We start from the raw sequence: 26,903 nt of genomic DNA, 5'->3' as shown, positions 1-26,903 counted from the left end.
TATTCCTCTCAACATCCTCTCGATCTTCTCCCGCTTCCGGTTTATTGTGTTCTTAACCCCCTGCCTGTAAACCTGGAGAACCACACGTGTTTCAAAAAGTTGACGCCTACGCCGGCGACCCGATTTTATCGCTCATGGAGCGTTTCAAAGACGATTCACGTAGCGACAAAGTGAACCTCAGCATCGGTCTGTACTACAACGAAGACGGCATTATTCCTCAGCTTAAAGCGGTGGCAGAAGCGGAAGCCCGACTGAATGCCAAACCGCATGGCGCTTCGCTGTATCTGCCGATGGAAGGCCTGAACACTTATCGCCATACTATTGCGCCGCTGCTGTTTGGCGCAGAGCATCCGGTTCTCCAGCAGCAGCGCGTCGCAACGATTCAGACGCTGGGCGGCTCCGGTGCGCTAAAGGTTGGTGCAGACTTCCTGAAACGCTATTTCCCTGATTCTGGCGTGTGGGTCAGCGATCCGACCTGGGAAAACCACATCGCGATTTTTGAAGGTGCTGGGTTCGAAGTAAGTACTTACCCCTGGTATGACGACACCACCAATGGCGTGCGTTTCAACGACCTGCTGGCCACGCTGAACACCTTACCGGCGCGCAGCATCGTACTGCTGCATCCGTGCTGCCATAACCCGACGGGTGCGGATTTAACCCCCGCGCAATGGGATGGTGTCATTGAGATCCTGAAAGCTCGCGATCTGATCCCGTTCCTGGATATTGCTTACCAGGGTTTCGGCGGTGGAATGGAAGACGATGCCTATGCGATCCGCGCCATTGCCAGCGCCGGATTACCTGCACTGGTCAGCAACTCATTCTCGAAGATTTTCTCTTTGTACGGCGAACGTGTCGGCGGACTTTCAGTGGTCTGTGAAGACGCTGATGCCGCCAGCCGCGTTCTGGGGCAGCTAAAAGCGACGGTGCGTCGTAACTATTCCAGCCCGCCAAACTTTGGTGCGCAGGTTGTGGCCGCAGTGTTGGGTGATGACGCGCTGAAAGCCAGCTGGCTGGCGGAAGTCGAAGAGATGCGTACCCGTATTCTGGCGATGCGCCAGGCGCTGGTTAACGTATTGAATGCGGAGATCCCTGGTCGTAACTTTGATTACCTGCTGCAACAGCGCGGGATGTTCAGCTATACCGGGCTCAGCGCTGCTCAGGTCGATCGCCTGCGCGATGAGTTCGGTGTGTACCTGATAGCCAGTGGTCGTATGTGCGTGGCCGGGTTGAATCACGGTAACGTGCAGCGGGTGGCGAAGGCATTTGCCGCCGTCATGTAACCGGGTTTTTAGGCCTGATAAGCGTCGCTCCATCAGGCATTGTATTGCCGGATGGCGGTGTAATCACCTTATCCGGCCTACTTTCTTTCAGCGTGCTATTGGCCTGTTTTCCAATGTGATCATGCTCTTTTTCCAGGACAAAACCAGAGAAAATCCTTCCTTTCCCTCCCCCTAAGGGGTAAGGTCAGATAGTTTTTTGACCAGTTGTTAATAAAAAAATGATAACTAACTGACTACTTAGGGAAAAATATGCGCAAGTTTACGTTGGCACTGAGTGCCGTTTGTTTATTGTTCACGCTAAATCAGCCGGCCCAGGCGTTAGTTTCTTCTCCCTCTCAGCTTAATCCAGGCACCAACGTTGCAAAACTCGCTGAGCAGGCACCCATTCACTGGGTCTCCGTGGCACAAATTGAAAACAGCCTGACCGGACGCCCGCCGATGGCCGTCGGGTTTGATATCGATGACACCGTCCTCTTTTCCAGCCCAGGCTTCTGGCGCGGAAAAAAAACGTATTCTCCGGACAGTGAGGATTACCTGAAAAATCCGGCCTTCTGGGAAAAAATGAACAATGGCTGGGACGAATTCAGCATTCCGAAAGAAGTGGCGCGTCAGTTGATTGATATGCACGTGCGTCGCGGCGACAGCATCTTTTTCGTAACCGGGCGTAGCCAGACGAAGACCGAAACGGTGTCGAAAACGCTGTCCGATAACTTTCACATCCCGGCCGGCAATATGAACCCGGTCATTTTTGCCGGTGATAAGCCGGGCCAGAATACGAAAACGCAGTGGCTGCAGGATAAAAATATCCGTATGTTCTACGGCGACTCTGATAATGACATTACCGCCGCCCGAGACGTGGGTATTCGCGGCATTCGTATTTTACGCGCTTCTAACTCCACTTATAAACCGTTGCCACAGGCCGGCGCGTTTGGTGAAGAGGTGATCGTCAACTCGGAGTATTGAGGACGTTGCTTGCGGTTGTTGTTTTTTTAAACAAATTTGCGTTACCTGCTTTTACCTTTTGCGGACTTGCTGCACACTGAATAAAAGATGTTCTCATTAGGCAATATGCTGGTAAGGGGAATTAAGATGACGAATTCGGAGTTGCTGCAATACTGCATGGCAAAAATGGGCGCCGAGCAGAGCGTACACAGTGACTGGAAGGCCACACAAATCAAAGTCGAAGATGTGCTTTTTGCCATGGTAAAAGAGGTGGAAGAACGCCCGGCGGTGTCACTGAAAACCAGCCCGGAACTGGCAGAGTTGTTACGTCAGCAGCATAGCGATGTACGGCCAAGCCGGCATCTCAATAAGGCGCACTGGAGTACGGTGTATCTGGACGGCTCGCTGCCGGATTCGCAAATCTACTACCTGGTAGACGCCTCTTATCAGCAGGCCGTAAACACGCTGCCGGAAGATAAACGCCGGATACTGGCGCAGTCCTGATCTGTTTTCCGCAATGAGGCGCCAGCGCCTTATCCGGCCTACAAGCAATTATGCATATTTTGTAGGCCTGATAAGCGTAGCGCCATCGGCATGATTACAACAGTGGTTTGAGGAAACGGGCCGTGTGTGAGGCTTCACACTCAGCGACTGTTTCTGGTGTGCCTGAAACCAGAATTTCCCCGCCGCCGCTGCCGCCTTCCGGACCGAGATCGACAATCCAGTCAGCGGTTTTTATCACGTCCAGATTGTGCTCAATCACTACGATGGTGTTGCCCTGATCCCGGAGTTGATGCAGCACGTCCAGCAGTTGCTGAATATCCGCAAAATGCAGACCGGTGGTCGGTTCATCGAGAATATACAGCGTTTGACCGGTACCGCGTTTGGACAGTTCACGCGCCAGCTTCACGCGCTGCGCTTCACCGCCCGAGAGCGTGGTGGCGGACTGACCCAGTCGGATGTACGTCAGACCCACGTCCATCAGCGTTTGCAGCTTACGCGCCAGCGCCGGAACGGCATCGAAGAACTCACGCGCCTCTTCAATCGTCATATCCAGCACTTCGTGGATAGTCTTGCCCTTGTACTTAATCTCCAGAGTTTCGCGGTTATAGCGCTTGCCTTTACACTGATCGCACGGCACGTAGATATCCGGCAGGAAGTGCATTTCGACTTTGATCACGCCGTCGCCCTGACAGGCTTCACAGCGTCCGCCGCGGACGTTAAAGCTGAAACGACCCGGAGTATAACCGCGCGCACGCGACTCCGGCACACCGGCAAACAGTTCGCGCACTGGCGTAAACACGCCGGTGTAGGTTGCCGGGTTAGAGCGCGGCGTACGGCCAATCGGGCTTTGGTCAATGTCGATCACTTTGTCGAAATGTTCCAGACCCTGAACATCACGATATGGCGCGGGTTCAGCCAGCGTGGCGCCGTTCAGCGCCGTCTGCGCAATCGGGAACAGCGTGTCGTTAATTAGCGTCGATTTACCCGAACCGGAAACACCGGTAATGCAGGTAAATAAACCAACCGGCAGCGTCAGGGTGACATCTTTCAGGTTGTTACCGCGCGCGCCGGTCAGCTTCAACACTTTTTCCGGGTCTGCCGCCACGCGCTGTTTCGGCACTTCAATCTTGCGCTTACCGCTCATGTACTGGCCGGTCAGCGACTCAGGCACGGCCATGATATCTTTTAGCGTACCTTCGGCAACCACCTGGCCGCCGTGAACGCCCGCGCCGGGGCCGATGTCGATAACGTGGTCAGCGGCGCGAATCGCGTCTTCATCGTGCTCAACCACAATGACGGTATTGCCCAGATTACGCAGGTGGATAAGCGTACCCAACAGACGCTCGTTATCGCGCTGATGCAGACCGATAGACGGTTCATCCAGCACGTACATTACGCCGACCAGACCTGCGCCGATCTGGCTTGCCAGACGAATACGCTGGGCTTCGCCGCCGGAGAGCGTTTCTGCTGAACGCGACAGCGTCAGATAGTTGAGGCCGACGTTGACCAGGAACTTCAGACGATCGCCAATCTCTTTGAGAATTTTCTCTGCAATCTTCGCTCGCTGACCCGCAAGCTTCAGGTTGTTGAAGAAATCCATGGCGTGACCGATGCTCATGTCGGAAATCGCGGGCAGCGGCGTATTTTCGACAAATACGTGGCGGGCTTCCCGGCGTAAACGCGTCCCCTCACAGCTGGCGCACGGTCGGTTGCTAATGAACTTGGCTAATTCTTCACGTACCGCGCTGGATTCCGTCTCTTTATAACGGCGCTCCATATTGTGCAATACGCCTTCGAACGGATGGCGGCGTACGGACGTATCGCCGCGATCGTTCATGTATTTAAATTCGATATTCTCTTTACCGGAACCGTACAGCACCACTTTATGCACGGCAGGGTTCAGGCTGGCCCATGGGGCTTCGACGTCGAATTTATAGTGTTCCGCCAGTGACTTAAGCATCTGGAAGTAATAGAAGTTACGGCGATCCCAGCCGCGGATAGCACCACCGGCCAGCGACAGTTCCGGATTTTGGATCACCCGGTCAGGATCGAAATACTGCTGCACGCCGAGACCGTCACAGGTCGGGCATGCGCCCGCTGGGTTATTGAACGAGAACAGGCGTGGTTCCAGCTCGCGCATGCTGTAGCCGCAGATCGGGCAGGCGAAGTTGGCGGAGAACAGCAACTCTTCCGCTTTCGGATCGTCCATATCGGCGACCACCGCCGTACCACCGGACAGTTCCAGCGCGGTTTCAAAGGATTCAGCCAGTCGCTGGGTGAGATCGTCGCGTACTTTAAAGCGGTCAATCACCACTTCAATAGTGTGTTTCTTTTGCAGTTCAAGCTTGGGCGGATCGGAAAGGTCGCACACTTCACCGTCGATACGGGCGCGGATATAGCCCTGGCCTGCCAGGTTTTCCAGCGTTTTAGTATGCTCGCCTTTACGCTCTTTAATCACCGGCGCCAGCAGCATCAGACGTTTGCCTTCCGGCTGCGACAGAACGTTGTCCACCATCTGGCTAACGGTCTGGGCCGCCAGGGGAACGTCGTGATCCGGGCAGCGCGGTTCGCCAACGCGGGCAAACAGCAGACGCAGATAGTCGTGAATTTCGGTAATCGTACCTACCGTGGATCGCGGGTTGTGGGATGTCGATTTTTGTTCAATTGAGATGGCGGGAGACAGCCCCTCAATGTGGTCGACATCCGGCTTTTCCATCAGCGACAGAAACTGACGCGCGTACGCGGAAAGGGATTCAACGTAACGACGCTGCCCTTCGGCATACAAGGTGTCGAAAGCGAGCGAAGATTTGCCTGAGCCCGAAAGCCCGGTGACGACAATCAGCTTGTCGCGCGGGATGACGAGGTTGATGTTTTTGAGATTATGGGTGCGGGCGCCCCGAACTTCGATCTTATCCATTCATCTTTCCCGGATTAAACGCTTTTTTGCCTGGCTGCATGGTGCTACCGGCGATCACAAACGGTTAATTATGACACAACCTGACCTGAATGGATATACAGTATTGGAATGCAAAACGCAGATGCCTGTGCAACAATGTCTGTCTGGGGTTGTTTACTGGAATCGATCTCGCAACGTAGTAAAAGCGCTATTGGAAATGCTACAATCCCGCGCTTACACTTATTCAGTAACGTTTTTCAGGAGACACGATCATGGCCAGCAGAGGCGTAAACAAGGTGATTCTCGTCGGTAATCTGGGCCAGGACCCGGAAGTACGCTATATGCCGAATGGTGGCGCAGTTGCCAACATTACGCTGGCTACTTCCGAATCCTGGCGTGATAAAGCGACCGGCGAAATGAAAGAGCAGACTGAATGGCACCGTGTGGTGCTGTTCGGCAAACTGGCGGAAGTTGCCAGCGAATATCTGCGTAAAGGTTCCCAGGTCTATATCGAAGGTCAGCTGCGTACCCGCAAATGGACCGATCAATCCGGCGTAGAAAAGTACACCACTGAAGTTGTGGTTAACGTTGGCGGCACCATGCAAATGCTGGGCGGTCGTCAGGGTGGTGGGGCTCCGGCAGGTGGCGGCCAGCAGCAGGGTGGTTGGGGTCAGCCTCAGCAGCCGCAAGGTGGCAATCAGTTCAGCGGCGGCGCGCAGTCTCGCCCGCAGCAGCAGTCGGCTCCGGCAGCGCCGTCTAATGAGCCGCCGATGGATTTCGACGACGATATTCCGTTCTAATCCTTCTGCTTTTCGCTGAAAATTATGGCTACCTCAGGACTGGGGTAGCCATATGCAATTCTGTTATCAGTTCAACACCATCGGCCAGTCTGGCGGTGTATGGCTCATCACTTCAACCATTACGGTTTCAATGTTCTTCCAGATTGCGGACATATCCACCAGGGTTATGCCGAGTAATCCGGTCGCAAACCAGCAGGCAAATACCAGCCCTAAACCGCTGCTAATGACGGCCAGGCCAATATAATCTGATTTACGAAAACGGATATTGAGCGTACTGGCTAAAAACATCAGCACTGCACTGAGTAATTGCCACCGCAGAAGAACCACGCCAGTTGTTATCGTTGCCATGAAAAACGTCCTCAGAAAGTCTGGATGCCCAGGACAGCGCGGGGGTGTTCACCGAGGGTGTAGTACTCTGGCTATCGACGGGCAATAACATAAATGAAACATCGTTTCTGTTACATGATTTTTGTGAACTATATCACATATGCTCGTTTGTTCACCAGTGTTGGGCGTATTTTTTGCAGGACGATAACCATGTTAAATATGTGGTTATATTCAAGGAAGCAACGATACTAAATAATCAATCTTAAAGATGCATTTTTATTACCTGTTTTATTTATCCTAAATTCATCGTTAAAAAAATCTAATGAATTTCTTAAATAAAGCCAGGATAGTGCTTATAAAAAATTACTCCTTGGGGATAATAACGTTATGAAATAAGCATAACTTTAAGTTTGCCTTACGGAAAAATAATATCATCATCAACTATTATCAGACTTTTACATAGAGAAGTCTGTTGCTAATACTGATAGATTCATGCAACTTAATCAGTCGGTGTTTATAGCATCTTGCCTTAATGGGTTCTGGCATATACGAAACAGGGAAACAGGGCTGACATGAATCACAGTGCGCGACGCAAGATACTGAAGTTCCTCGGAACATTCATGGTGGTATTGCTCCCCGTGGTGCTGGCGTTATGGTTTGCTCAAATCCGGGCAATGTCCGAAACCCGTAATCAACTTCGCTCTTTTGCGCAACTGGTGTTAAATAAAACTGAATTGGTGATCCAACAAGCCGATTTAGCGCGAGATATGGCCCTGTTGTATCAAGGTAAGATGTGTACCCCGGCACATCAGAAAAATATGCTAGATATTATTCGTGGTCGTTTATATATCAGCGAGCTAATTTATGCGCAGGGCGATCATTTTTTGTGCTCTGCGTCGATGGCGCCGCCAGTCGCCTATATTATGCCGACCGCCGACTATAAACGTACGCCGGACATCTCCATCTATTACTATCGCGATACCCCCTTTTTCGCTGGCTACAGAATGACGTATATGCAACGTGGAAACTACGTTGTCGTCATCAACCCATTATCTTACAGCGAAGTTATGTCAGATGACCCGGACCTGTCCTGGGGCGTGTATGACACGGTAACGGGTACTTTTTTCTCTGCCAGCGAAGAGGCGCCTATTGCGCAGTTATTGCCGTTGGTGCACGGTGAAGCCTCAACCTTCCAGTTGGACGATCGCTTCTACACCAAAGTGCATTCAGAAAAACGCCCGATTGCGATTATTGTGTCGACCTCGGATAAACGCATACATTCGATTTTCTATCATGAGGCTGCGTTAACGATTCCTTTCGGGATTATCTGCAGCATCCTGATGCTGTTAATGTGGTGGCGCACGCGTCAGGAATACTTATCTCCCCGCCGCTTGTTAAAACGCGCAATCAAAAAACGTCAACTGTGTCTGCACTACCAGCCGATCATTGATATCGAAAACGGTCAGTGCGTAGGGGCTGAGGCTCTGCTGCGCTGGCCGGGCTGTGATGGTGAAGTAATGAGCCCAACCGAGTTTATTCCGCTGGCTGAAAAAGAGGGAATGATTGAGCGGATCACGGATTACGTGATTGAAGAGGTATTCAACGATTTAGGATATTTTCTTTCGGCGCATCCTCAGCTTTATATCTCGATAAACCTCTCTGCTTCTGACTTTCATTCATCCCGACTTATTGCCCTGATTACCGACAAAAACCGTGAGTACTCTGTGGCGGCCCAGCAAATTAAAGTCGAGGTGACGGAACGCGGGTTTATTGATGTAGATAAAATGACCGCGGTAATCCAGGCGTTTCGTCAGGCGGGTTATGAAGTGGCGTTTGATGATTTTGGGACGGGATATTCCAATCTACACAATTTATCCGCGTTGAATATCGATATCCTGAAGATCGACAAATCATTTATTAGTACGTTGTCCACCAACAGCACCAGTCACCTGATTGCCGAACATATCATCGAAATGGCGCAAAGCTTACACCTGAAGATGATTGCGGAAGGGGTAGAGACGGTTGAGCAAATCGAGTGGCTGCGCGAACGTGGCGTACAGTATTGTCAGGGCTGGTATTTTGCGAAGGCGCTGCCGCCACAGGAGTTCATGCACTGGATACAACGGTCGCCCGCCATACTGACGCAGAGCGGGCAATAATCTTACAGGCGGTGGCGGTAATCGCTAGGGGTACGATCAAACTCGCGGCGAAACACGCGTGAGAAGGTTTGTTGTGATACATAACCAAGATCCATCGCGATATCGAAAATAGGTCGCTCGGTCGTCCGCAGTTCAACAGCAGCCAGCAGGAGTCGACGCTGGCGGATATAGTCACCCAACGTCTGGCGCATCACCGTGCGGAACATTCTCTGTAAATACCACTTCGAGTAACCTGATTTTTTCGCCACCGCCTCAATGTTCAGCGGCTGATCGATATGGTCGTCAATCCATTCAATAAGGGTCTGAATAATCTGCTGATGGGACATAGGGCTGCCTCTTTTTCAGTATTCGATTCGTCGTTTTGTCTGTGGGCGAGTATAATTCCTCAAGTTAACTTGAGGTAAAGCGATTTATGGAAAAGAAATTACCCCGAATAAAAGCGCTGCTCACGCCTGGTGAAGTCGCAAAGCGTAGCGGCGTGGCGGTATCAACCCTGCATTTCTATGAAAGCAAAGGGTTAATCAGCAGTATGCGCAACAGCGGCAATCAGCGCCGATACAGACGTGATGTGTTGCGTTATGTGGCGATTATCAAGATTGCTCAACGCATCGGGATCCCGTTGGCAACGATCGGTGATGCGCTCGGCGTATTACCTGAAGGACATTCGCTCAGTGCTAAAGAGTGGAAGCAGCTCTCTTCGCAATGGCGTGAAGAGCTGGATCGACGCATTCATACTTTAGTGGCGCTACGCGATGAACTGGATGGGTGTATTGGTTGCGGTTGTTTGTCGCGCAGCGATTGCCCGTTGCGTAACCCAGGCGATCAGCTTGGCGAGAAGGGGACCGGGGCGCGTCTGCTGGAAGATGATTGATGTGAAATATCTGATGGATTGACGGATATAAAACTAAAGCGCCACAGAGGGCGCTTTAGTTTGGTTCCGGTCTTTGTCTTTCACTCTATCCCGCTGGTTCACGGGAGGGTTTCCCCCGACATCAACACCCCTCAGTCGAGCACATTAGGTGAGGTTCCGGTCTGTGTTGATAATGTAATTGTAAGCCACCTCTCTCCATTTACCAGTAAAATGGTGATTTTTTAGCCAAAAAATTTTCCGCATCTTCACCGGTTTTCTTGCGCAAGTTTGCGTGAAAAAGGCACACCGATGTTGTAATAACTCCGCAAATTTTGTTGCCAGACTGCGCATTGACGATAACGTTTGCGCATCGACTGATTATTTATTGCGCGTTATAAGAAGAAATGAGTAAAAAGCGGCAAAGTTCAGTTGAAAACCAGCGTATGATCGCTGGATAATCGTTTGCTTTTTTTTACCACCCGTTTTTTATGCGCGGAGCTAAACGTTTGCTTTTTTGCGACACCCCTATTGACGCAAACCTGGCACATGGAGAAAACGTTTAGCAGGCAGTGGATTGTCCAGCACGCATAATGACGAAAAAATAAACTCTCAGGGGATGTTTTCTATGTCTACGCCTTCAGCGCGTACCGGCGGTTCACTCGACGCCTGGTTTAAAATTTCGCTCCGCGGCAGTACCGTTCGTCAGGAAGTCGTTGCCGGATTAACAACGTTCCTGGCCATGGTCTACTCCGTTATCGTGGTTCCGGGGATGCTGGGTAAAGCCGGATTCCCGCCTGCCGCTGTATTTGTGGCAACCTGTCTGGTCGCGGGCGTCGGTTCTATTGTGATGGGCCTGTGGGCAAACCTGCCGCTGGCGATTGGTTGCGCCATTTCTTTGACGGCGTTTACCGCATTCAGCCTGGTACTGGGACAACATATCAGCGTGCCTGTTGCGCTGGGTGCGGTGTTCCTGATGGGTGTCCTGTTTACCATCATTTCCGCGACCGGTATTCGTAGCTGGATCCTGCGCAATCTACCGCAGGGTGTTGCGCACGGTACGGGGATTGGTATCGGCCTGTTCCTGCTGCTGATTGCGGCAAACGGCGTGGGTCTGGTTATTAAAAACCCGCTGGACGGCCTGCCGGTTGCGCTGGGCGATTTCGATACCTTCCCGGTGATTATGTCGCTGGTAGGTCTGGCGGTGATTATTGGCCTCGAAAAACTGAAAGTACCGGGCGGCATCCTGCTGACTATTATCGGTATTTCCGTAGTGGGTCTGATTTTCGACCCGGCCGTACATTTCTCCGGTATTTTTGCCATGCCGTCTCTGAGCGACGAAAACGGTAACTCGCTGATCGGTAGCCTGGATATTATGGGCGCACTAAACCCGATCGTACTGCCGAGCGTGCTGGCGCTGGTCATGACCGCTGTCTTCGATGCGACCGGAACCATCCGTGCGGTAGCCGGACAGGCGAATCTGCTGGATAAAGACGGACAGATTATTGACGGCGGCAAAGCGCTGACCACCGACTCCCTGAGCAGCGTGTTCTCTGGCCTGGTGGGCGCTGCACCGGCGGCGGTTTATATTGAATCCGCAGCGGGTACGGCGGCAGGCGGCAAAACTGGCCTGACGGCGATCACCGTTGGCGTACTGTTCCTGCTGATCCTGTTCCTCTCTCCGCTCTCTTATCTTGTACCAGTATATGCAACGGCGCCTGCGCTGATGTATGTGGGCCTGCTGATGTTGAGCAACGTAGCGAAAATCGACTTTGCTGACTTTGTCGACGCTATGGCGGGGCTGGTAACGGCCGTATTTATCGTGCTGACGTGTAACATCGTGACCGGCATTATGATTGGCTTTGCTACCCTGGTGATTGGCCGTATCGTCTCTGGCGAATGGCGCAAACTGAACATCGGCACTGTGGTCATCGCCATCGCGCTGGTGGCCTTCTACGCTGGTGGTTGGGCTATCTAATCCTCATTTGATGAAGATTCTGAAAACGGGTGGCTTTGGCCGCCCGTTTTTATTTTCACAACACTCTCGTTGTCTTTTGCGTTACTCTCAAGTAGATAGAATTGAGGCACGACGCCTCTCATCACTGATCATAAGAAACATCGCAAACAGGGAACGCATGGAAATCTTTTTCACCATACTCATCATGACCCTTGTGGTCTCGCTGTCGGGGGTTTTTACTCGCGTATTGCCATTCCAACTCCCTTTACCCCTTATGCAGATCGCCATCGGCGCCTTGCTGGCGTGGCCGACGTTTGGTTTGCATGTGGAATTCGATCCTGAGCTTTTTCTGGTTCTGTTCATCCCGCCGCTGCTTTTCGCCGATGGCTGGAAGACGCCAACCCGTGAGTTTCTGGAGCACGGGCGAGAGATCTTCGGCCTTGCGCTGGCACTGGTTCTGGTCACGGTGGTCGGGATTGGCTTTATGATTTACTGGCTGGTGCCGGGGATCCCTCTCATCCCGGCCTTTGCGCTGGCCGCTGTCCTGTCGCCAACCGATGCCGTTGCCCTTTCCGGCATAGTGGGGGAGGGACGCATACCGAAGAAAATCATGGGCATCCTGCAGGGCGAAGCGTTGATGAACGACGCCTCCGGTCTGGTGTCACTGAAATTTGCCGTCGCCGTGGCGATGGGCACGATGGTGTTTACGGTTGGTGGCGCAACGCTTGAATTCTTCAAGGTAGCGATTGGCGGTATCCTGGCCGGTTTTGTCGTCAGTTGGCTGTACGGGCGCTCCCTGCGTTTTCTCAGCCGCTGGGGTGGTGATGAACCGGCAACGCAAATCGTTCTGCTGTTCCTGCTGCCGTTTGCGTCTTACCTGATTGCGGAACACATCGGTGTTTCCGGCATCCTCGCGGCGGTCGCAGCCGGGATGACGATTACCCGTTCCGGGGTAATGCGCCGGGCGCCGCTGGCGATGCGTTTACGTGCTAACAGCACCTGGGCGATGCTGGAGTTTGTGTTTAACGGCATGGTTTTCTTGCTATTAGGACTGCAGTTGCCGGGGATTCTGGAGTCTTCTTTGGCGGCGGCAGAAGCCGATCCGAATGTAGAAATCTGGATGCTGTTTACCGATATCGTGCTGATTTACGTAGCGCTGATGCTGGTACGTTTTGGCTGGCTGTGGACGATGAAGAAGTTTAGCCTGCGCTTTCTGAAGAAAAAGCCGATGGAGTTTGGTTCCTGGACGACGCGTGAAATCATGATCGCCTCCTTTGCGGGCGTGCGTGGGGCCATTACTCTCGCCGGTGTGCTCTCCATTCCGCTGCTGTTACCGGATGGTAGCGGCTTCCCGGCGCGATATGAGCTGATCTTCCTTGCCGCGGGCGTGATTCTGTTCTCGCTGTTTGTTGGCGTGGTGATGCTGCCGCTTCTGCTGCAACACCTGGAAGTGGCAGACCACTCGCAGCAGCAGAAAGAGGAACGAATTGCCCGCGCTGCCACGGCGGAAGTGGCGATTGTCGCCATCCAGAAAATGGAGGAACGTCTGGCCGCAGACACCGAAGAGAACATCGACAATCAGTTGCTCACCGAGGTAAGTTCACGCGTCATCGGTAACCTGCGTCGACGCGCCGACGGACGCAACGACGTGGAAAGCTCGATGCAGGAAGAAAACCTCGAGCGGCGTTTCCGTCTGGCGGCCCTGCGCTCCGAGCGCGCGGAACTTTATCACCTGCGCGCCACGCGGGAAATTAGCAATGAAACGTTGCAAAAACTGCTGCACGATCTGGATTTGCTGGAAGCGCTGTTGATCGAGAACGAATAAACGGTTGTGCCTGATGGCGCTATGCTTATCAGGCCTACGGAATCCAATTGTAGGTCTGATAAGCGTTAAGCCGCACCCGGCATTTTACGACTCTTGCGTTAGCCAGAACCCTTCACAGCATTTGAGCCACGCCTGGGCGCTGTGCGACAGATACACACCTTCGCGCCAAATCATGCCCAACTGCCAGCGTAAATCACTCTCCAAAGGGATCCAGCGCAGCGTCTGCTTATCCAAGCGCTGGCAAATCGGCTCCGGTAAAATGGCGATCCCGACTCCGGCTTGCACCATCGCCGCCAGAAAATCCCACTGCCCACTGCGTACCGCGATGCGGGGTTTGACATTGTGCTGGTTAAACAGCTCAAGCAACTGACGGCTCAACGCGAAATCTTCGTTATAGATAAGCAGGGGATGCTCCGCTAACGCCTCGGGGGAAATGGATTCACACGTTGTCCACTGACCGGAACGGGGGACCAGCACGCAGAGCGGATGGCTAAAAAGTGGTAAGGTCGCCAGGCCGCTCTCTTCTTCAACCGGCAGCGCGGTCATCGCGACATCCAGATCGCCATTCATCACCGCCTGCTGGACGGTTAAGCCTCCAAATTCAGACACCTTCAGTTCAACGCCGGGATAGCGCTGGCGAAACAGGCTGATAGGCCCGGCCATCAACATACCGACCATGGGCGGAATGCCGAGGCGTAGCACTCCCTTGTTGAGGTGATTAATGTCGCTGAGTTCTGCTTCGAGCTGGCGAAACTCGGCGAGGATCGCCAGGCCGCGTTCGAAAACAACCTGTCCAGTGTCGGTTAACAGCAGTCGCCGACCGTCGCGGATTAACAGCGTGCAGTTAAGCTCGTCTTCAAGGTTCTTCAACATCTTGCTGATGGTGGGCTGGGTGACAAAAAGCTTCTCCGCTGCGCGGGTAAAGCTCTGCTGACGAACCACCTCAACAAAATAGCGCAGCGTTCTGATATCCATGATTATTCCTTAAGACTATGCCTGCAATGAGTTTAATTCATTTCAGTCCTGGACGGGGGCTCTCTATACTGGCGCTCTCTATTTTTTAAGGACATACCCTCATGGCTGTGGCGATAAGCCGCGTGACGCCTGCCGTTATTCATCGACTCCAGATCCCCGTTCAGGTTCTGTTGTACGCAGGTCTATTTGTATTTGCTCAATATCTTGTCTCCTGGCTGCATCTGCCGCTTCCTGCCAACCTGGTTGGGATGGTGCTGATGTTGGCGCTGATTGTCTGTCGGGTTATCCCGCTGAACTGGATTCGCGCAGGCGCTCGCTGGTTACTGGCTGAAATGTTGCTGTTTTTTGTTCCGGCGGTGGTGGCTGTCGTCAACTATACGCAGCTGTTGTTGGTCGATGGTTGGCGCATATTTGCCGTCATTGCGCTAAGTACGTTGATGGTGCTTGGCGCAACGGCATGGGTCGTGGATAGAGTGTATCGCTATGAAATGAGCAGGCTAAACCGTGAGTAATTTCCAGCTAAGCGTGCTGTGTCTGGTGATTACGCTGGGCATCTATTTTGCCAACAAGCGCCTGTATCGCCGTTTTCGTAAATTACCGCTGATGCCGTTAGTGTTCACTCCTGCGCTGCTGGTCCTGATACTGGTCTTTGGGCATATCTCCTGGCAAAACTATATTGGTGAATCGCACTGGCTACTGTGGCTGTTAGGCCCTGCGACCATCGCCTTTGCCGTTCCGGTCTATGACAACCTTGCCGTGATTAAGCGGCACTGGATGTCACTGACGGCGGGCGTGGTGACGGCAACGCTGGTGGCCGTTACCAGTTCCGTGTGGCTGGCGCGTCTGTTTATGTTGCCTGATGAAATCCAGCGTAGTCTGGCGGTGCGCTCCGTCACCACGCCATTTGCGCTGGCGGCAGCAGAGCCGTTGGGCGGGCAACCAGACCTGGTGGCATTGTTCGTGGTAGTGACCGGTGTATTCGGTATGGCGGTTGGCGATGTACTGTTTTTACGGCTTTCTATTCGGGAGGGGATGGCGAAAGGCGCAGGATTTGGCGCAGCCTCGCATGGTGCGGGCACGGCGCGCTCTTATGAGCTCGGCCAGCAGGAGGGCGTGGTCGCCAGCCTGGTGATGATGCTTTCCGGCGTGGTGATGGTGCTGGTGGCACCGCTGGTCGCGATGGTGATGTTCTGAAAAAATGCCCCGGTCGTTCAGACCGGGGAAGAGGAGGAGTGGTTAGTGCGCGCGACCTTGTTCTACGCCGTACCCGGTCTGGGAACGGATGAACTGGGCACGGAACTGCTCGCGTTCGCGATTACCTTCTTCTGAGTTATCGGTAGCAGAGAAGAACCAGATCCCGAGGAACGCTACGCTGATGGAGAACAGCGCCGGATATTCATACGGGAAAATGGCTTTTTCGTGACCAAGGATCTGGACCCAAATCGTCGGGCCAAGCACCATCAGCACCACCGCCGTCAGCAGACCTAACCAGCCGCCCAACATCGCGCCACGCGTGGTCAGTCTTGACCAGTACATGGAGAGCAGAATGATCGGGAAGTTGCAGCTGGCTGCGATAGCAAACGCCAGACCTACCATGAAGGCGATATTCTGGTTCTCAAACAGCACGCCGAGCAGGATGGCAATCACGCCCAACACCAGTACGGTGATTTTCGACACCTTCAGCTCTTCACGTTCGGTTGCGCCTTTACGGAACACGTTGGCATACAGGTCGTGAGAAACGGCCGATGCGCCCGCCAGCGTCAGGCCTGCAACCACCGCCAGGATGGTGGCAAACGCCACGGCTGAGATGAAGCCCAGGAACAGGTTGCCGCCCACTGCATTCGCCAGGTGAACCGCCGCCATGTTGTTACCGCCGATCAGCGCGCCAGCAGCGTCTTTATACGCCGGATTAGCGCCCACCAGCATGATCGCGCCAAAGCCGATGATAAAGGTCAGGATGTAGAAATAACCCATAAAACCTGTGGCATAGAACACGCTCTTACGCGCTTCGCGGGCATCGCTGACCGTAAAGAAGCGCATCAGGATGTGCGGCAAGCCTGCCGTACCAAACATCAGGCCGAGACCTAACGACAGGGCGGAGATCGGATCTTTTACCAGTCCGCCCGGGCTCATAATGGCTGAACCTTTCGGGTGTACCGCCATTGCTTCGGTGAACAGGTTGTTGAAGCTAAAGCCGACGTGCTTCATCACCATAAAGGCCATAAAGCTGGCGCCGAACAGCAGCAGAACGGCTTTGATGATCTGTACCCAGGTGGTCGCCAGCATGCCGCCAAACAGGACGTACATCATCATCAGCACGCCAACCAGTACGACGGCGATGTGATAGTTCAGACCAAACAGCAGCTCAATCAGCTTACCTGCGCCGACCATCTGGGCGATCAGATACAGCGCGACCACCACCAGAGAACCACAGGCCGACAGAATACGGATTGGTCCTTGCTTCAGACGATAAGAAGCAACATCTGCAAAGGTGTAACGACCCAGGTTACGCAGACGCTCAGCAATCAGGAACAGGATAATTGGCCAGCCGACCAGGAAGCCGAGTGAATAGATCAGCCCGTCATAACCGGAGGTAAACACCAGCGCGGAAATCCCGAGAAACGATGCCGCCGACATATAGTCGCCCGCAATCGCCAGCCCGTTCTGGAAACCAGTGATGTTACCGCCGGCGGTGTAGTAGTCATTACGCGAACGTACGCGCTTAGACGCCCAGTAAGTAATACCGAGCGTAAAGATGACGAAAATCAGGAACATGACAATCGCCTGCCAGTTGGTTGGCTGGCGTTGGACTGCACCGCTAATAGCATCCGCCGCGTTTGCGGCGAAGGGCAGCGTGGCGGCAAGCGCCGTCAGGACTCTCTTCATGATGCTTTAACCTCGTGCAGAACCGCATTGTTCAGGCGGTCGAATTCACCGTTTGCCCGCCAGATATAGATCCCGGTCAGGATGAAGGAGATGAGGATCACACCGACCCCAATCGGAATACCCCGGGTGACGCTGGTTCCCGCGTGTAGCGGCGTACCCAGCCAGCCAGGCGCAAAGGCAATCAGTAAAATAAAGCTGATGTAAACTGCCAGCATGATGATGGACAGAATGGTGGCAAACCGTTGCCTTTTTTCAACTAACTCCCTGAAACGCGCACTGTCTTCTATCCGCTGATAAATAGAGTCATTCATCACAGAGTTCTCCAGAGGCCCCCTTCGTCTTTCACGTTGCAGGTATGTTGGCCGCACTCGCCCACCTCAGTCACATAGTGAACTATGCTCCTGGGGATGCGCTCGCTTGCCGTCTTCCTGCAACGCGAAATCCTTTGGGGTGGGTTATTATATTTTCCCTCCCGGTCAGGGGAGGGGTAGGGGTAGGATTTGTAGGCCCGATAAGCCGCGCACCATCGGGCATTTCACGGTTATGGTTATGATGGCATCGCGATGGCCTGCTTCTCTTCGAGCAGTTTCTCTACCACGCCAGGATCGGCGAGGGTCGAGGTATCGCCCAGATTGCTGGTATCGCCCGCCGCGATTTTACGCAGAATACGGCGCATGATTTTGCCGGAGCGGGTTTTCGGCAGTGAGTCGGTCCAGTGCAGCACGTCTGGTGTTGCCAGCGGACCAATTTCTTTACGTACCCAGTTGCGCACCTCGGCGTACAGCTCAGGTGACGGCTCTTCGCCGTGATTCAGCGTGACGTAGGCGTAGATCGCCTGGCCTTTAATATTATGCGGAATACCCACCACCGCGGCCTCGGCAATCTTCGGATGCGACACCAGCGCCGATTCGATTTCTGCCGTTCCCAGACGGTGGCCAGAGACGTTCAGCACATCGTCCACACGACCGGTGATCCAGTAATAGCCATCTTCGTCACGACGCGCGCCGTCGCCGCTGAAGTACATATTCTTGAAGGTAGAAAAGTAGGTCTGCTCAAAGCGTTCGTGATCGCCAAACAGCGTTCTCGCCTGGCCCGGCCACGAGTCGGTAATCACCAGGTTGCCTTCGGTCGCGCCTTCCAGCGGATTACCCTCGTTATCGACAATCGCAGGCTGTACGCCAAAGAACGGACGGGTTGCGGAACCCGCTTTCAGCTCGGTGGCGCCCGGCAGCGGGGTGATCATGAATCCACCGGTTTCGGTCTGCCACCAGGTATCGACGACCGGGCATTTTTCGTTGCCGATCTTCTTCCAGTACCACTCCCATGCTTCCGGGTTAATCGGCTCGCCAACGGAACCCAGGATACGCAGCGAGGAGCGGTCAGTGCCTTCAATCGCTTTATCACCTTCTGCCATCAGGGCGCGGATGGCGGTCGGCGCGGTATACAGAATATTGACCTGGTGCTTGTCCACAACCTGCGACATACGCGCCGGGGTTGGCCAGTTTGGCACGCCTTCGAACATCAGCGTGGTTGCGCCGCAGGCCAGCGGACCGTACAGCAGGTAGCTGTGCCCGGTTACCCAACCCACGTCAGCAGTACACCAATAAATATCGCCCTGATGGTAGTCAAACACGTACTTAAAGGTGGTTGCGGCGTAGACCAGATATCCGCCGGTGGTATGCAGTACGCCTTTTGGCTTGCCGGTTGAACCGGAGGTATAGAGGATAAACAGCGGATCTTCCGCGTTCATTTCTTCCGGCTGATGTTCCGGGCTGGCTTTCTCGATAAGATCGGACCACCACAGGTCACGGCCTTCCTGCCATTCCGTTTTTCCACCGGTACGTTTGAGGACGACCACATGTTCCACGGTTTTCACGTTCGGGTTTTTCAGCGCATCATCGACGTTCTTTTTCAGCGGGATGGCGCGGCCGGCGCGCACGCCTTCGTCGGCGGTGATCACCAGACGTGAATTGGAGTCGATGATACGTCCGGCGACCGCCTCTGGTGAAAAACCACCGAAGATGACCGAATGCACCGCGCCAATGCGGGCGCAAGCCAGCATAGCAACCGCCGCTTCCGGCACCATCGGCATATAAATGGCCACTACGTCGCCTTTTTTAATGCCTAAATCCAGTAGCGTATTGGCGAAACGGCAAACATCGCGATGCAGTTCGCGATAAGTAATGTTTTTGCTTTGGGTGGCGTCATCGCCTTCCCAGATGATGGCGGTGCGATCGCCATTTGCCTGTAAATGACGGTCAAGGCAGTTTGCGGCCAGGTTCAGGGTGCCGTCTTCGTACCATTTAATCGACACGTTGCCTGGTGCGAAGGAGGTGTTCTTCACCTGGCTGTACGGCTTGATCCAATCAAGTATCTTTCCCTGCTCGCCCCAAAATGTGTCGGGTTCGTTAACGGATTGCTGGTATTTCTCTTCGTACTGCTCCGGGTTTATCAGGCAACGATCCGCAATGTTTGCGGGAATAGCGTGTTTATGTATTTGGCTCATGGCTTTTGTTCTCCTTGTAGGATGTTAATAATATGTCTCATAAACGTTAAATGTAGGGGCTTTGAGAGTTTTGTTTAGTATTTGCGCGGCAGATCACGCAATAAACGAATTGTGCAAATTAGCGGCAAACTTAATTTTGAAGGGAACTAGCAAAAATTGATTAAATCTCGCGATAACATGTAGTTATCTAAAGGATTATTGAAAAGGTGATCTATCTCTGAATTAGACAAAAGAGTGAGGAGTTAGAGGGGGGTTATAACTCTAAAGTGGTATTTTACATACACTTACAATTGATTAAAGACAATATTTTCAGTGTGGTTTCTTGTTACAAATAGGGTGGAGCAATGTCATGACAGTATTCGTGTGGTTGCTGTTATGGAAAACAATAAAAGAACCGCCATTGCAGATAATGGCGTCATCTGGATGAGACCCCTATGGCAAGGATAAAATCACGCGTACGCCGTTTCTTCAGCCTGTTATTACCTTTATTATTTATTTCTGCTGTTCACGCTGAACAAACTCCTGTACCCGCAAAAACCGTCACCGTTGAAGCGAAGAATGAAACCTTCGCTCCTCAGCATCCCGATCAATATCTCTCCTGGAAAGCCACGTCTGAGCAATCAGCCCGTGAAGATGCGCTGGCAGAAGATCCGCGTCTGGTGATCCTGTGGGCGGGATATCCATTCTCGCGCGATTACAACAAACCGCGTGGACACGCCTATGCCGTGACCGATGTGCGTGAAACCTTACGTACCGGCGCACCAAAAACGGCTGAAGACGGCCCGCTGCCGATGGCCTGCTGGAGCTGTAAAAGCCCGGACGTAGCGCGTCTGATCCAGAAAGATGGTGAAGATGGCTACTTCCATGGTAAATGGGCGCGCGGCGGTCCGGAAATTGTTAACAACCTCGGCTGTGCAGATTGCCATAACACTGCGTCACCAGACTTCGCCAAAGGCAAGCCAGAGCTGACGCTGTCGCGTCCTTATGCAGAACGCGCAATGGAAGCAATCGGCAAACCGTTTGAGAAAGCCGGTCGCTTTGATCAGCAATCCATGGTCTGCGGTCAGTGTCACGTGGAATACTACTTCGACGGTAAAAACAAAGCCGTTAAGTTCCCGTGGGACGAGGGCATGAAAGTCGAGAACATGGAGAAATACTACGACACCATCGCCTTCTCTGACTGGACCAACTCCCTGTCGAAAACGCCGATGCTGAAAGCGCAGCACCCGGAATATGAAACCTGGAGCGCGGGCATTCACGGCAAGAACAACGTGACCTGTATCGACTGTCACATGCCGAAAGTGCAAAACGCGGAAGGCAAGATCTACACCGACCATAAAATTGGTAACCCGTTCGATAACTTTGCTCAGACCTGTGCGAACTGCCACACCCAGGATAAAGCGTCCCTGCAAAAAGTGGTCGCCGAGCGTAAACAGGCTATTCATGACCTGAAAATCAAGGTCGAAGATCAGCTGGTTCATGCGCACTTCGAAGCGAAAGCTGCATGGGATGCGGGTGCGACTGAAGCGGAAATGAAGCCGATTCTGGAAGATATCCGTCACGCACAATGGCGCTGGGACCTGTCTATCGCCTCACACGGTATTCACATGCACGCTCCGGAAGAGGGTCTGCGGATGCTGGGTAGCGCCATGGATAAAGCCGCCGATGCGCGTACCAAACTGGTCCGTCTGCTGGCGACTAAAGGCATCACCCATGAAATCCCGTTACCGGATATCTCTACCAAAGAGAAAGCCCAGGCGGCGATTGGTCTGAACATGCAGCAAATCAATGCTGAGAAGCAGGACTTCATCAAAACGGTGATTCCGCAGTGGGAAGATCAGGCGCGTAAAAACGGTCTGTTAAGCCAATAACCCCATTTCGCCCCGTCAGGGGCGGATAACTCAACGGAGTGAATATGAGCGTATTACGTTCGTTATTAACTGCTGGGGTGCTGGCGTCAGGCTTGTTCTGGAGCCTGAGTGGAATCACTGCCACGCCAACGTCGCAGGAGTCGGATCAACGCTGGACGGTTACCCAACAGCGTAATCCGGATGCCGCCTGTCTGGATTGTCACAAGCCAGATACCGAAGGCATGCATGGTAAGCATGCAGAAGTCATCAACCCGAATAACAAACTGCCGGTCACCTGCACCAACTGTCACGGCCAGCCGTCACCGAACCACCGTGAAGGGGTGAAGGATGTGATGCGCTTTAATGAGCCGATGTACAACGTTGAACAGCAGAACAGCGTCTGTATGTCCTGCCACCTGCCTGAGCAGCTACAAAAAGCGTTCTGGCCACACGATGTTCACGTAACCAAAGTGGCGTGTGCCAGCTGTCACTCACTGCATCCGAAGCAAGACACGATGCAGACGCTAAGTGATAAAGGACGGATCAAGATTTGCGTCGATTGCCACAGCGATCAGCGTAACAATCCGAACTTTAACCCGGCGTCGGTTCCGTTGCTTAAGGAGCATCCATGAGTTGCTCTCGTCGCCAGTTTATCACCCGCGTCGGCGCGCTGGTGGCAGTGAGCGGGACGGCGGGACGCGTTGTGGCGAAGACGCTGAACATCAACGGCGTACGTTACGGTATGGTACATGATGAGTCACTATGCATCGGCTGTACGGCCTGCATGGATGCTTGTCGGGAAGTAAACAACGTGCCGGAAGGGGTATCGCGTCTGACGATTATTCGCAGCGAGCCGCAGGGGACGTTTCCTGATGTGAAGTATCGCTTCTTCCGTCATTCGTGCCAGCATTGCGACCATGCCCCCTGCGTTGACGTCTGCCCGACGGGGGCATCGTATCGCGATGCCGCCAGCGGTATTGTGGATGTGAACCCGGACCTGTGCGTTGGCTGCCAGTACTGTATCGCCGCGTGTCCTTATCGCGTGCGCTTTATCCATCCGGTTAGCAAAACGGCGGATAAATGCGATTTCTGTCGGAAAACCAATCTGAAAGCGGGCAAGCAGCCCGCCTGCGTTGAGTCGTGTCCGACGAAGGCGCTGATGTTTGGTAATCTGGACGATCCCAACAGCGATATCTCCCGCTTGTTGCTGCAGAAAACCACCTACCGTTACAAGCTGGCGTTGGGCACAAAACCGAAGGTCTACCGCGTTCCCTTTAAATTTGGGGAGGTGAGCCAATGACATCCGCTTCTGCATTTCATTTTGAATCACTGGTGTGGGACTGGCCCATTGCCATCTATCTGTTCCTGATTGGCATCTCCGCCGGACTGGTCACGCTGGCGATTCTGCTGCGTCGTTTCCATCCGGAGGCGGGCGGTTCTGACAGCACGCTGCTACGCACTACGCTGGTGTTAGGGCCGGGGGCGATTATCTTCGGTCTGCTGATTCTGGTGTTCCACCTGACGCGTCCATGGACCTTCTGGAAACTGATGTTCCACTACAGCTTTACTTCGGTGATGTCGATGGGAGTCATGTTGTTCCAGTTGTATATGGTGGTGCTGGTGCTGTGGCTGGCAAAAATCTTTGAAAAAGAGGTGATTGCTCTGCAACAGCGCTGGCTGCCGCGATTAGGGATCGTACAGAAAATGCTGACGTTGATTGCGCCGTTTCATCGCGCGCTGGAGACGTTAATGCTGGTGCTGGCGGTCCTGCTCGGGGCGTACACCGGTTTTCTGCTATCGGCGCTGAAATCCTACCCGTTCCTGAATAACCCGATCCTGCCGGTGCTGTTCCTGTTCTCCGGGATCTCCTCCGGCGCGGCGGTGGCGCTGATCGCCATGGCGTTACGTCATCGTAGCAATCCGCACAGTACCGAAGCGCACTTTGTGCATCGCATGGAAGTCCCGGTGGTATGGCTGGAGATCTTCCTGCTGGCGGCGTTTTTCGTCGGTCTGGCGCTGGGCGATGACGGCAAAATGCGCGCGCTGGCGGCGGCACTGGGCGGCGGATTCTGGACCTGGTGGTTCTGGCTGGGCGTGGCCGGGCTTGGGCTGATACTGCCGATGCTGCTAAAACCTTGGGCCAACCGCAGTTCGACGTTTCATGGCGTGCTGGCAGTGTGCGGTGCCAGCCTGACCGGCGTACTGCTGCTGCGCTTTTTTATTCTCTATGCGGGTCAGCTAACCGTTGCGTAAGGTGATATCTGGACGTTCTCCTTCCTGAAGCCGGTTTTCTGGCACTGTTGTTAAGCCTCGGGGTCAACGTGTTGACCCCGCTTGCCGTGTTGGTGGGTGTCCGCCAGCGCTGGCAAGGCGTAATGCGCCTGGCAAGCGTGGGCATGTGGACGCAGTTTTCGCTGCTGCTGCTGGCCTTTGCCATTCTGATATTCTGCTTTCTGACCAGCGATTTTTCGGTGGTCTACGTTGCTCAGCATAGCTACAGCCTGCTGCCGTGGGGATTAAAACTGGCGGCGGTGTGGGGCGGGCATGAAGGATCGCTGCTGCTGTGGGTGCTGTTTCTTTCCGGCTGGAGCGCGCTGTTTGCCTTGCGCTATCGGCGTGATTCCGACCTGCTGTTTCCGTTAACGCTCAGCGTCCTCGCACTGATAACGGCCCTGCTGCTGCTGTTTGTGGTGGTATGGTCCGATCCGTTCGTGCGTATCTTCCCGCCAGCCATTGAAGGGCGCGACCTTAACCCGATGCTGCAACATCTCGGGTTAATCCTCCATCCGCCGCTGCTGTACCTGGGTTACGGTGGCTTGATGGTGGCGGCAGGCGTGGCGCTGGCCTCGCTGCTGCGCGGTGACTTTAATGCGCAGAGCGCCGGGGTGTGCTGGCGCTGGGCACTGCCTGGCTGGTGTGCGCTGACGCTGGGGATTATCCTCGGCTCCTGGTGGGCCTACTGCGAGCTGGGCTGGGGCGGCTGGTGGTTCTGGGACCCGGTAGAAAATGCCTCCTTATTACCCTGGCTTTCCGCCAGTGCGCTGCTGCATAGTCTGTTCATCACGCGCCAACGTGGGATCTTCCGCCACTGGTCGCTGCTGCTGGCGATCGTCACGCTGATTTTATCGCTGCTGGGGACGCTGATTGTGCGTTCCGGCATTCTCGTTTCCGTGCACGCTTTTGCGCTGGATAACGTCCGCGCCACGCCGCTGTTTGCGCTGTTTACCGTATTGAGCCTGGCATCGCTCGGGCTGTACGCCTGGCGGGGACAGCAAGTCCGCCAGAATGCGCGTTTTGGCGGCTGGTCACGCGAGATGCTGATTCTGGTCGCGCTATTACTTTTTTGCGCGGTGCTGCTGATTGTGCTGATTGGCACCCTTTACCCGATGATTTACGGGTTGTTCGGCTGGGGGCGGCTCTCCGTGGGCGCACCGTACTTTAACCGTGCTACGCTGCCCTTTGGCCTGCTGATGCTGCTGGTTATCGTGCTGGCGACGATCAGAAGCCGCAAAGTGTCTGTGCGTTGCCAGTTTCCGGCACTGCTGGCGCATGCCGGGGTGCTGGTGTTTGCGGCTGGGATCGTCTTTTCCAGCGGTAGTCGTCAGGAGGTAAGCCTGAATCTGAGCCCCGGGCAGCAGGTGGAACTGGCGGGCTATATTTTTCGTTTTGAGCGTCTCGACCTGGAAGCAAAAGGTAACTACACCAGTGAAAAAGCGCAAATCACGCTGTGGCAAAATGAGAAACGCATTGGCAGCCTGGAGCCTGAAAGACGCTTCTATGCCGCGCGCCGTCAACAGATGATGGAGCCTGGGATCCGCTGGAATCTGATGCATGACTGGTATGCGGTAATCGGCGAAAAAACCGGACCGGACCGTTATGCCATGCGCTTGTACGTACAGACCGGCGTGCGCTGGATTTGGGGCGGGGGACTGTTAATGGTCTTTGGTGCGCTGCTGAGCGGATGGCGAGGGAGAAAGCGCGATGCATAAACTAATCAACGCGTTGCCAGATGGCGGCGAACGGGGTGTGAAAACGGTAGGTCGGATAAGCGCAGCGCCATCCGGCAGAACATGTTTGCTCTTAGCTATCATTTTGTTTTTCATCGCCTTCGCGACACATGCCCAGGTTGTGGACACATGGACTTTTGCCAACCCGCAACAACAGGAAAAAGCGTTGTCTATTGCCAGCCAACTGCGCTGTCCACAGTGTCAAAACCAAAACTTGCTGGAATCCAATGCGCCGGTAGCGGTCAGTATGCGCCACCAGGTTTATAGCATGGTGGCGGAAGGGAAAAGTGAAGCCGAGATAACGACGTGGATGACCGATCGCTACGGTGATTTTGTGCGCTACAACCCGCCGTTGAATGAGCAAACGCTGCTGCTGTGGGCGTTGCCGTGCCTGCTGTTATTACTGGTGGGCGTGGTGGTCTGGCGGGTGAGAAGGCGTCAGTGCGTAGAGGAGGATGTGCAATGAGCCAGTCCAACCATTCCCCTGCGCCGTTACGCCCACTCCCCGTGAAGTGGCTGACCGCTGCGACGGTGCTGATGGTTGTGGCCTGCATCGGAGGTTACCTGTTGACGCCCAAATGGCAGGCGGTGCGTCAGGAACAGACGCGACTGGCGGACCCATTACATGCGTTCGCCGATGAAAATATTCAGGAAAAACAGCTGCTTTTGCTGCAATCGCAAATTCGTGCTAATCCACAGGACGGTGTGAAATGGGCGCAACTCGGTGAGTACTATCTTTGGCAAAACGCGTATCATAATGCGCTGCTGGCCTACGAGCAGGCGCTGCGTGTAGGGGGTGAAAATGCTGAGATCTATTCAGCGCTGGCAACGGTATTGTATTACCAGGCCGGGCAGCATATGACACCGCCCACTCGCGAGATGATTGATAAGGCTCTGGCGCTGGACCCGACAGAGGTCACTGCGCTGATGCTGTTAGCCTCAGATGCGTTTATGCAGGCAGACTACGCCCAGGCCATTTCAGTGTGGCAAAAAGTTATGGATTTAAACTCGCCGAGGGTGAACCGGGCACAGCTCATTGACTCTATTAATATGGCGAAGTTGTTGCAGAATCGGCAAAAATAAATTTGTTTCTTTTGTGATTTGTATCATTTGGCCTGTTTAAAAAACAGGCGAACGAACAA

Annotated in this window: 22 protein-coding genes and 1 pseudogene; 16 read left to right on the top strand and 7 right to left on the bottom strand. The window is 53.9% G+C overall.

The features are described 5' to 3' along the window. Positions 1 to 86 precede the first annotated feature (86 nt). The 3 genes from tyrB to HVZ39_RS23100 all read left to right on the top strand — a co-directional run bounded on the left by tyrB (position 87) and on the right by HVZ39_RS23100 (position 2,726). The gene (gene tyrB, locus HVZ39_RS23110; protein ID WP_181633015.1) at positions 87 to 1,280 is read left to right on the top strand and encodes an aromatic amino acid transaminase; all 1,194 of its coding nucleotides are present in this window, start codon (positions 87 to 89) and stop codon (positions 1,278 to 1,280) included. A gap of 249 nt (positions 1,281 to 1,529) precedes the next feature. Next, entirely contained in the window at positions 1,530 to 2,243 is a 714-nt protein-coding gene (gene aphA, locus HVZ39_RS23105) for an acid phosphatase AphA (protein WP_003826615.1), read from the top strand. A gap of 126 nt (positions 2,244 to 2,369) precedes the next feature. Beyond that, positions 2,370 to 2,726, top strand: a complete 357-nt coding sequence (locus HVZ39_RS23100) for an MmcQ/YjbR family DNA-binding protein (RefSeq protein ID WP_016155357.1) — start codon at positions 2,370 to 2,372, stop codon at positions 2,724 to 2,726. 94 nt (positions 2,727 to 2,820) lie between these two features. Here HVZ39_RS23100 and uvrA read toward each other — a convergent pair whose 3' ends face one another. Continuing rightward, positions 2,821 to 5,643, bottom strand: a complete 2,823-nt coding sequence (gene uvrA, locus HVZ39_RS23095; protein WP_016155358.1) for an excinuclease ABC subunit UvrA — start codon at positions 5,641 to 5,643, stop codon at positions 2,821 to 2,823. A 251-nt stretch (positions 5,644 to 5,894) separates the two neighbouring features. On the opposite strand from uvrA, the gene ssb1 reads away from it, so the two are divergent. Further along, the gene (gene ssb1, locus HVZ39_RS23090) at positions 5,895 to 6,422 is read left to right on the top strand and encodes a single-stranded DNA-binding protein SSB1 (RefSeq protein ID WP_016155359.1); all 528 of its coding nucleotides are present in this window, start codon (positions 5,895 to 5,897) and stop codon (positions 6,420 to 6,422) included. A 66-nt stretch (positions 6,423 to 6,488) separates the two neighbouring features. Here the strand turns inward: ssb1 and HVZ39_RS23085 are convergent, their stop codons facing one another. After that, the gene (locus tag HVZ39_RS23085) at positions 6,489 to 6,770 is read right to left on the bottom strand and encodes a YjcB family protein (protein ID WP_016155360.1); all 282 of its coding nucleotides are present in this window, start codon (positions 6,768 to 6,770) and stop codon (positions 6,489 to 6,491) included. Between the two features lie 551 nt (positions 6,771 to 7,321). Between HVZ39_RS23085 and HVZ39_RS23080 the strand changes: the two genes are divergently transcribed. Continuing rightward, the gene (locus HVZ39_RS23080) at positions 7,322 to 8,908 is read left to right on the top strand and encodes an EAL domain-containing protein (protein ID WP_181633014.1); all 1,587 of its coding nucleotides are present in this window, start codon (positions 7,322 to 7,324) and stop codon (positions 8,906 to 8,908) included. A gap of 2 nt (positions 8,909 to 8,910) precedes the next feature. Here HVZ39_RS23080 and soxS read toward each other — a convergent pair whose 3' ends face one another. Then, on the bottom strand, positions 8,911 to 9,234 hold the full coding sequence (gene soxS / locus HVZ39_RS23075) for a superoxide response transcriptional regulator SoxS (protein ID WP_016155362.1): 324 nt from the start codon (positions 9,232 to 9,234) through the stop codon (positions 8,911 to 8,913). 86 nt (positions 9,235 to 9,320) lie between these two features. On the opposite strand from soxS, the gene soxR reads away from it, so the two are divergent. The 3 genes from soxR (at position 9,321) to HVZ39_RS23060 (ending at position 13,537) form a co-directional block, all read left to right on the top strand. After that, positions 9,321 to 9,779, top strand: coding sequence for a redox-sensitive transcriptional activator SoxR (soxR, locus tag HVZ39_RS23070; protein ID WP_016155363.1), 459 nt, complete (start codon positions 9,321 to 9,323; stop codon positions 9,777 to 9,779). A 604-nt stretch (positions 9,780 to 10,383) separates the two neighbouring features. Then, positions 10,384 to 11,733, top strand: coding sequence for a guanine/hypoxanthine transporter GhxP (gene ghxP / locus HVZ39_RS23065; RefSeq protein ID WP_016155449.1), 1,350 nt, complete (start codon positions 10,384 to 10,386; stop codon positions 11,731 to 11,733). Positions 11,734 to 11,890: 157 nt separating this feature from the next. Next, entirely contained in the window at positions 11,891 to 13,537 is a 1,647-nt protein-coding gene (locus tag HVZ39_RS23060; RefSeq protein ID WP_016155450.1) for a Na+/H+ antiporter, read from the top strand. A gap of 84 nt (positions 13,538 to 13,621) precedes the next feature. Here HVZ39_RS23060 and HVZ39_RS23055 read toward each other — a convergent pair whose 3' ends face one another. Next, complete coding sequence (locus HVZ39_RS23055) at positions 13,622 to 14,512, bottom strand: LysR family transcriptional regulator (RefSeq protein WP_016155366.1); 891 nt, start codon at positions 14,510 to 14,512, stop codon at positions 13,622 to 13,624. A 101-nt stretch (positions 14,513 to 14,613) separates the two neighbouring features. Here HVZ39_RS23055 and HVZ39_RS23050 point away from each other — a divergent pair, with 101 nt between their 5' ends. Both HVZ39_RS23050 and HVZ39_RS23045 read left to right on the top strand, forming a co-directional pair. Then, positions 14,614 to 15,024, top strand: coding sequence for a CidA/LrgA family protein (locus tag HVZ39_RS23050; protein ID WP_065554808.1), 411 nt, complete (start codon positions 14,614 to 14,616; stop codon positions 15,022 to 15,024). Then, entirely contained in the window at positions 15,017 to 15,706 is a 690-nt protein-coding gene (locus tag HVZ39_RS23045) for an LrgB family protein (RefSeq protein WP_016155451.1), read from the top strand. The genes HVZ39_RS23050 and HVZ39_RS23045 overlap by 8 nt, the downstream gene beginning before the upstream one ends. 42 nt (positions 15,707 to 15,748) lie before the next feature. Here the strand turns inward: HVZ39_RS23045 and actP are convergent, their stop codons facing one another. The 3 genes from actP to acs form a co-directional block, all read right to left on the bottom strand. Continuing rightward, complete coding sequence (actP, locus tag HVZ39_RS23040) at positions 15,749 to 17,398, bottom strand: cation/acetate symporter ActP (RefSeq protein WP_016155369.1); 1,650 nt, start codon at positions 17,396 to 17,398, stop codon at positions 15,749 to 15,751. Then, on the bottom strand, positions 17,395 to 17,709 hold the full coding sequence (locus HVZ39_RS23035; protein ID WP_016155370.1) for a DUF485 domain-containing protein: 315 nt from the start codon (positions 17,707 to 17,709) through the stop codon (positions 17,395 to 17,397). Before HVZ39_RS23035 ends, actP begins: the two co-directional genes overlap by 4 nt. 236 nt (positions 17,710 to 17,945) lie before the next feature. After that, the gene (gene acs, locus HVZ39_RS23030; RefSeq protein WP_016155371.1) at positions 17,946 to 19,904 is read right to left on the bottom strand and encodes an acetate--CoA ligase; all 1,959 of its coding nucleotides are present in this window, start codon (positions 19,902 to 19,904) and stop codon (positions 17,946 to 17,948) included. Positions 19,905 to 20,338: 434 nt separating this feature from the next. Between acs and nrfA the strand changes: the two genes are divergently transcribed. The 6 genes and pseudogenes from nrfA to nrfG all read left to right on the top strand — a co-directional run bounded on the left by nrfA (position 20,339) and on the right by nrfG (position 26,844). Continuing rightward, on the top strand, positions 20,339 to 21,775 hold the full coding sequence (nrfA, locus tag HVZ39_RS23025; RefSeq protein ID WP_016155372.1) for an ammonia-forming nitrite reductase cytochrome c552 subunit: 1,437 nt from the start codon (positions 20,339 to 20,341) through the stop codon (positions 21,773 to 21,775). Positions 21,776 to 21,819: 44 nt separating this feature from the next. Then, positions 21,820 to 22,386, top strand: a complete 567-nt coding sequence (nrfB, locus tag HVZ39_RS23020; protein WP_131347398.1) for a cytochrome c nitrite reductase pentaheme subunit — start codon at positions 21,820 to 21,822, stop codon at positions 22,384 to 22,386. Beyond that, positions 22,383 to 23,054, top strand: a complete 672-nt coding sequence (nrfC, locus tag HVZ39_RS23015) for a cytochrome c nitrite reductase Fe-S protein (protein ID WP_131347400.1) — start codon at positions 22,383 to 22,385, stop codon at positions 23,052 to 23,054. The genes nrfB and nrfC overlap by 4 nt, the downstream gene beginning before the upstream one ends. Then, positions 23,051 to 24,007, top strand: a complete 957-nt coding sequence (nrfD, locus tag HVZ39_RS23010) for a cytochrome c nitrite reductase subunit NrfD (protein WP_016155452.1) — start codon at positions 23,051 to 23,053, stop codon at positions 24,005 to 24,007. The genes nrfC and nrfD overlap by 4 nt, the downstream gene beginning before the upstream one ends. Positions 24,008 to 24,015: 8 nt before the next feature. Further along, a pseudogene (gene nrfF / locus HVZ39_RS23005) lies at positions 24,016 to 26,227 on the top strand (heme lyase NrfEFG subunit NrfF). Beyond that, positions 26,224 to 26,844 carry a heme lyase NrfEFG subunit NrfG gene (gene nrfG, locus HVZ39_RS22995; RefSeq protein WP_016155455.1) on the top strand — a complete coding sequence of 207 codons (621 nt, stop codon included), beginning with the start codon at positions 26,224 to 26,226 and terminating at the stop codon, positions 26,842 to 26,844. The pseudogene nrfF and the gene nrfG overlap by 4 nt, the downstream one beginning before the upstream one ends. The last annotated feature ends 59 nt before the right edge of the window (positions 26,845 to 26,903 follow it).

It is taken from the genome of Citrobacter sp. RHB35-C21 (genome assembly GCF_013816515.1).
Lineage (GTDB): Bacteria > Pseudomonadota > Gammaproteobacteria > Enterobacterales > Enterobacteriaceae > Citrobacter > Citrobacter braakii.
Note: the sequence above shows the minus strand (reverse complement) of the source record. Positions and strands in the feature narration are given on the sequence as shown.

Excerpts from the sequence above, each read along its gene's own strand:
- aphA (WP_003826615.1), top strand. The coding sequence starts at position 1,530 with ATGCGCAAGTTTACGTTGGCACTGAGTGCCGTTTGTTTATTGTTCACG.
- HVZ39_RS23100 (WP_016155357.1), top strand. The coding sequence starts at position 2,370 with ATGACGAATTCGGAGTTGCTGCAATACTGCATGGCAAAAATGGGCGCC.
- uvrA (WP_016155358.1), bottom strand. The coding sequence starts at position 5,643 with ATGGATAAGATCGAAGTTCGGGGCGCCCGCACCCATAATCTCAAAAAC.
- ssb1 (WP_016155359.1), top strand. The coding sequence starts at position 5,895 with ATGGCCAGCAGAGGCGTAAACAAGGTGATTCTCGTCGGTAATCTGGGC.
- HVZ39_RS23085 (WP_016155360.1), bottom strand. The coding sequence starts at position 6,770 with ATGGCAACGATAACAACTGGCGTGGTTCTTCTGCGGTGGCAATTACTC.
- HVZ39_RS23080 (WP_181633014.1), top strand. The coding sequence starts at position 7,322 with ATGAATCACAGTGCGCGACGCAAGATACTGAAGTTCCTCGGAACATTC.
- soxS (WP_016155362.1), bottom strand. The coding sequence starts at position 9,234 with ATGTCCCATCAGCAGATTATTCAGACCCTTATTGAATGGATTGACGAC.
- soxR (WP_016155363.1), top strand. The coding sequence starts at position 9,321 with ATGGAAAAGAAATTACCCCGAATAAAAGCGCTGCTCACGCCTGGTGAA.
- ghxP (WP_016155449.1), top strand. The coding sequence starts at position 10,384 with ATGTCTACGCCTTCAGCGCGTACCGGCGGTTCACTCGACGCCTGGTTT.
- HVZ39_RS23060 (WP_016155450.1), top strand. The coding sequence starts at position 11,891 with ATGGAAATCTTTTTCACCATACTCATCATGACCCTTGTGGTCTCGCTG.
- HVZ39_RS23055 (WP_016155366.1), bottom strand. The coding sequence starts at position 14,512 with ATGGATATCAGAACGCTGCGCTATTTTGTTGAGGTGGTTCGTCAGCAG.
- HVZ39_RS23050 (WP_065554808.1), top strand. The coding sequence starts at position 14,614 with ATGGCTGTGGCGATAAGCCGCGTGACGCCTGCCGTTATTCATCGACTC.
- actP (WP_016155369.1), bottom strand. The coding sequence starts at position 17,398 with ATGAAGAGAGTCCTGACGGCGCTTGCCGCCACGCTGCCCTTCGCCGCA.
- HVZ39_RS23035 (WP_016155370.1), bottom strand. The coding sequence starts at position 17,709 with ATGAATGACTCTATTTATCAGCGGATAGAAGACAGTGCGCGTTTCAGG.
- acs (WP_016155371.1), bottom strand. The coding sequence starts at position 19,904 with ATGAGCCAAATACATAAACACGCTATTCCCGCAAACATTGCGGATCGT.
- nrfA (WP_016155372.1), top strand. The coding sequence starts at position 20,339 with ATGGCAAGGATAAAATCACGCGTACGCCGTTTCTTCAGCCTGTTATTA.
- nrfB (WP_131347398.1), top strand. The coding sequence starts at position 21,820 with ATGAGCGTATTACGTTCGTTATTAACTGCTGGGGTGCTGGCGTCAGGC.
- nrfC (WP_131347400.1), top strand. The coding sequence starts at position 22,383 with ATGAGTTGCTCTCGTCGCCAGTTTATCACCCGCGTCGGCGCGCTGGTG.
- nrfD (WP_016155452.1), top strand. The coding sequence starts at position 23,051 with ATGACATCCGCTTCTGCATTTCATTTTGAATCACTGGTGTGGGACTGG.
- nrfG (WP_016155455.1), top strand. The coding sequence starts at position 26,224 with ATGAGCCAGTCCAACCATTCCCCTGCGCCGTTACGCCCACTCCCCGTG.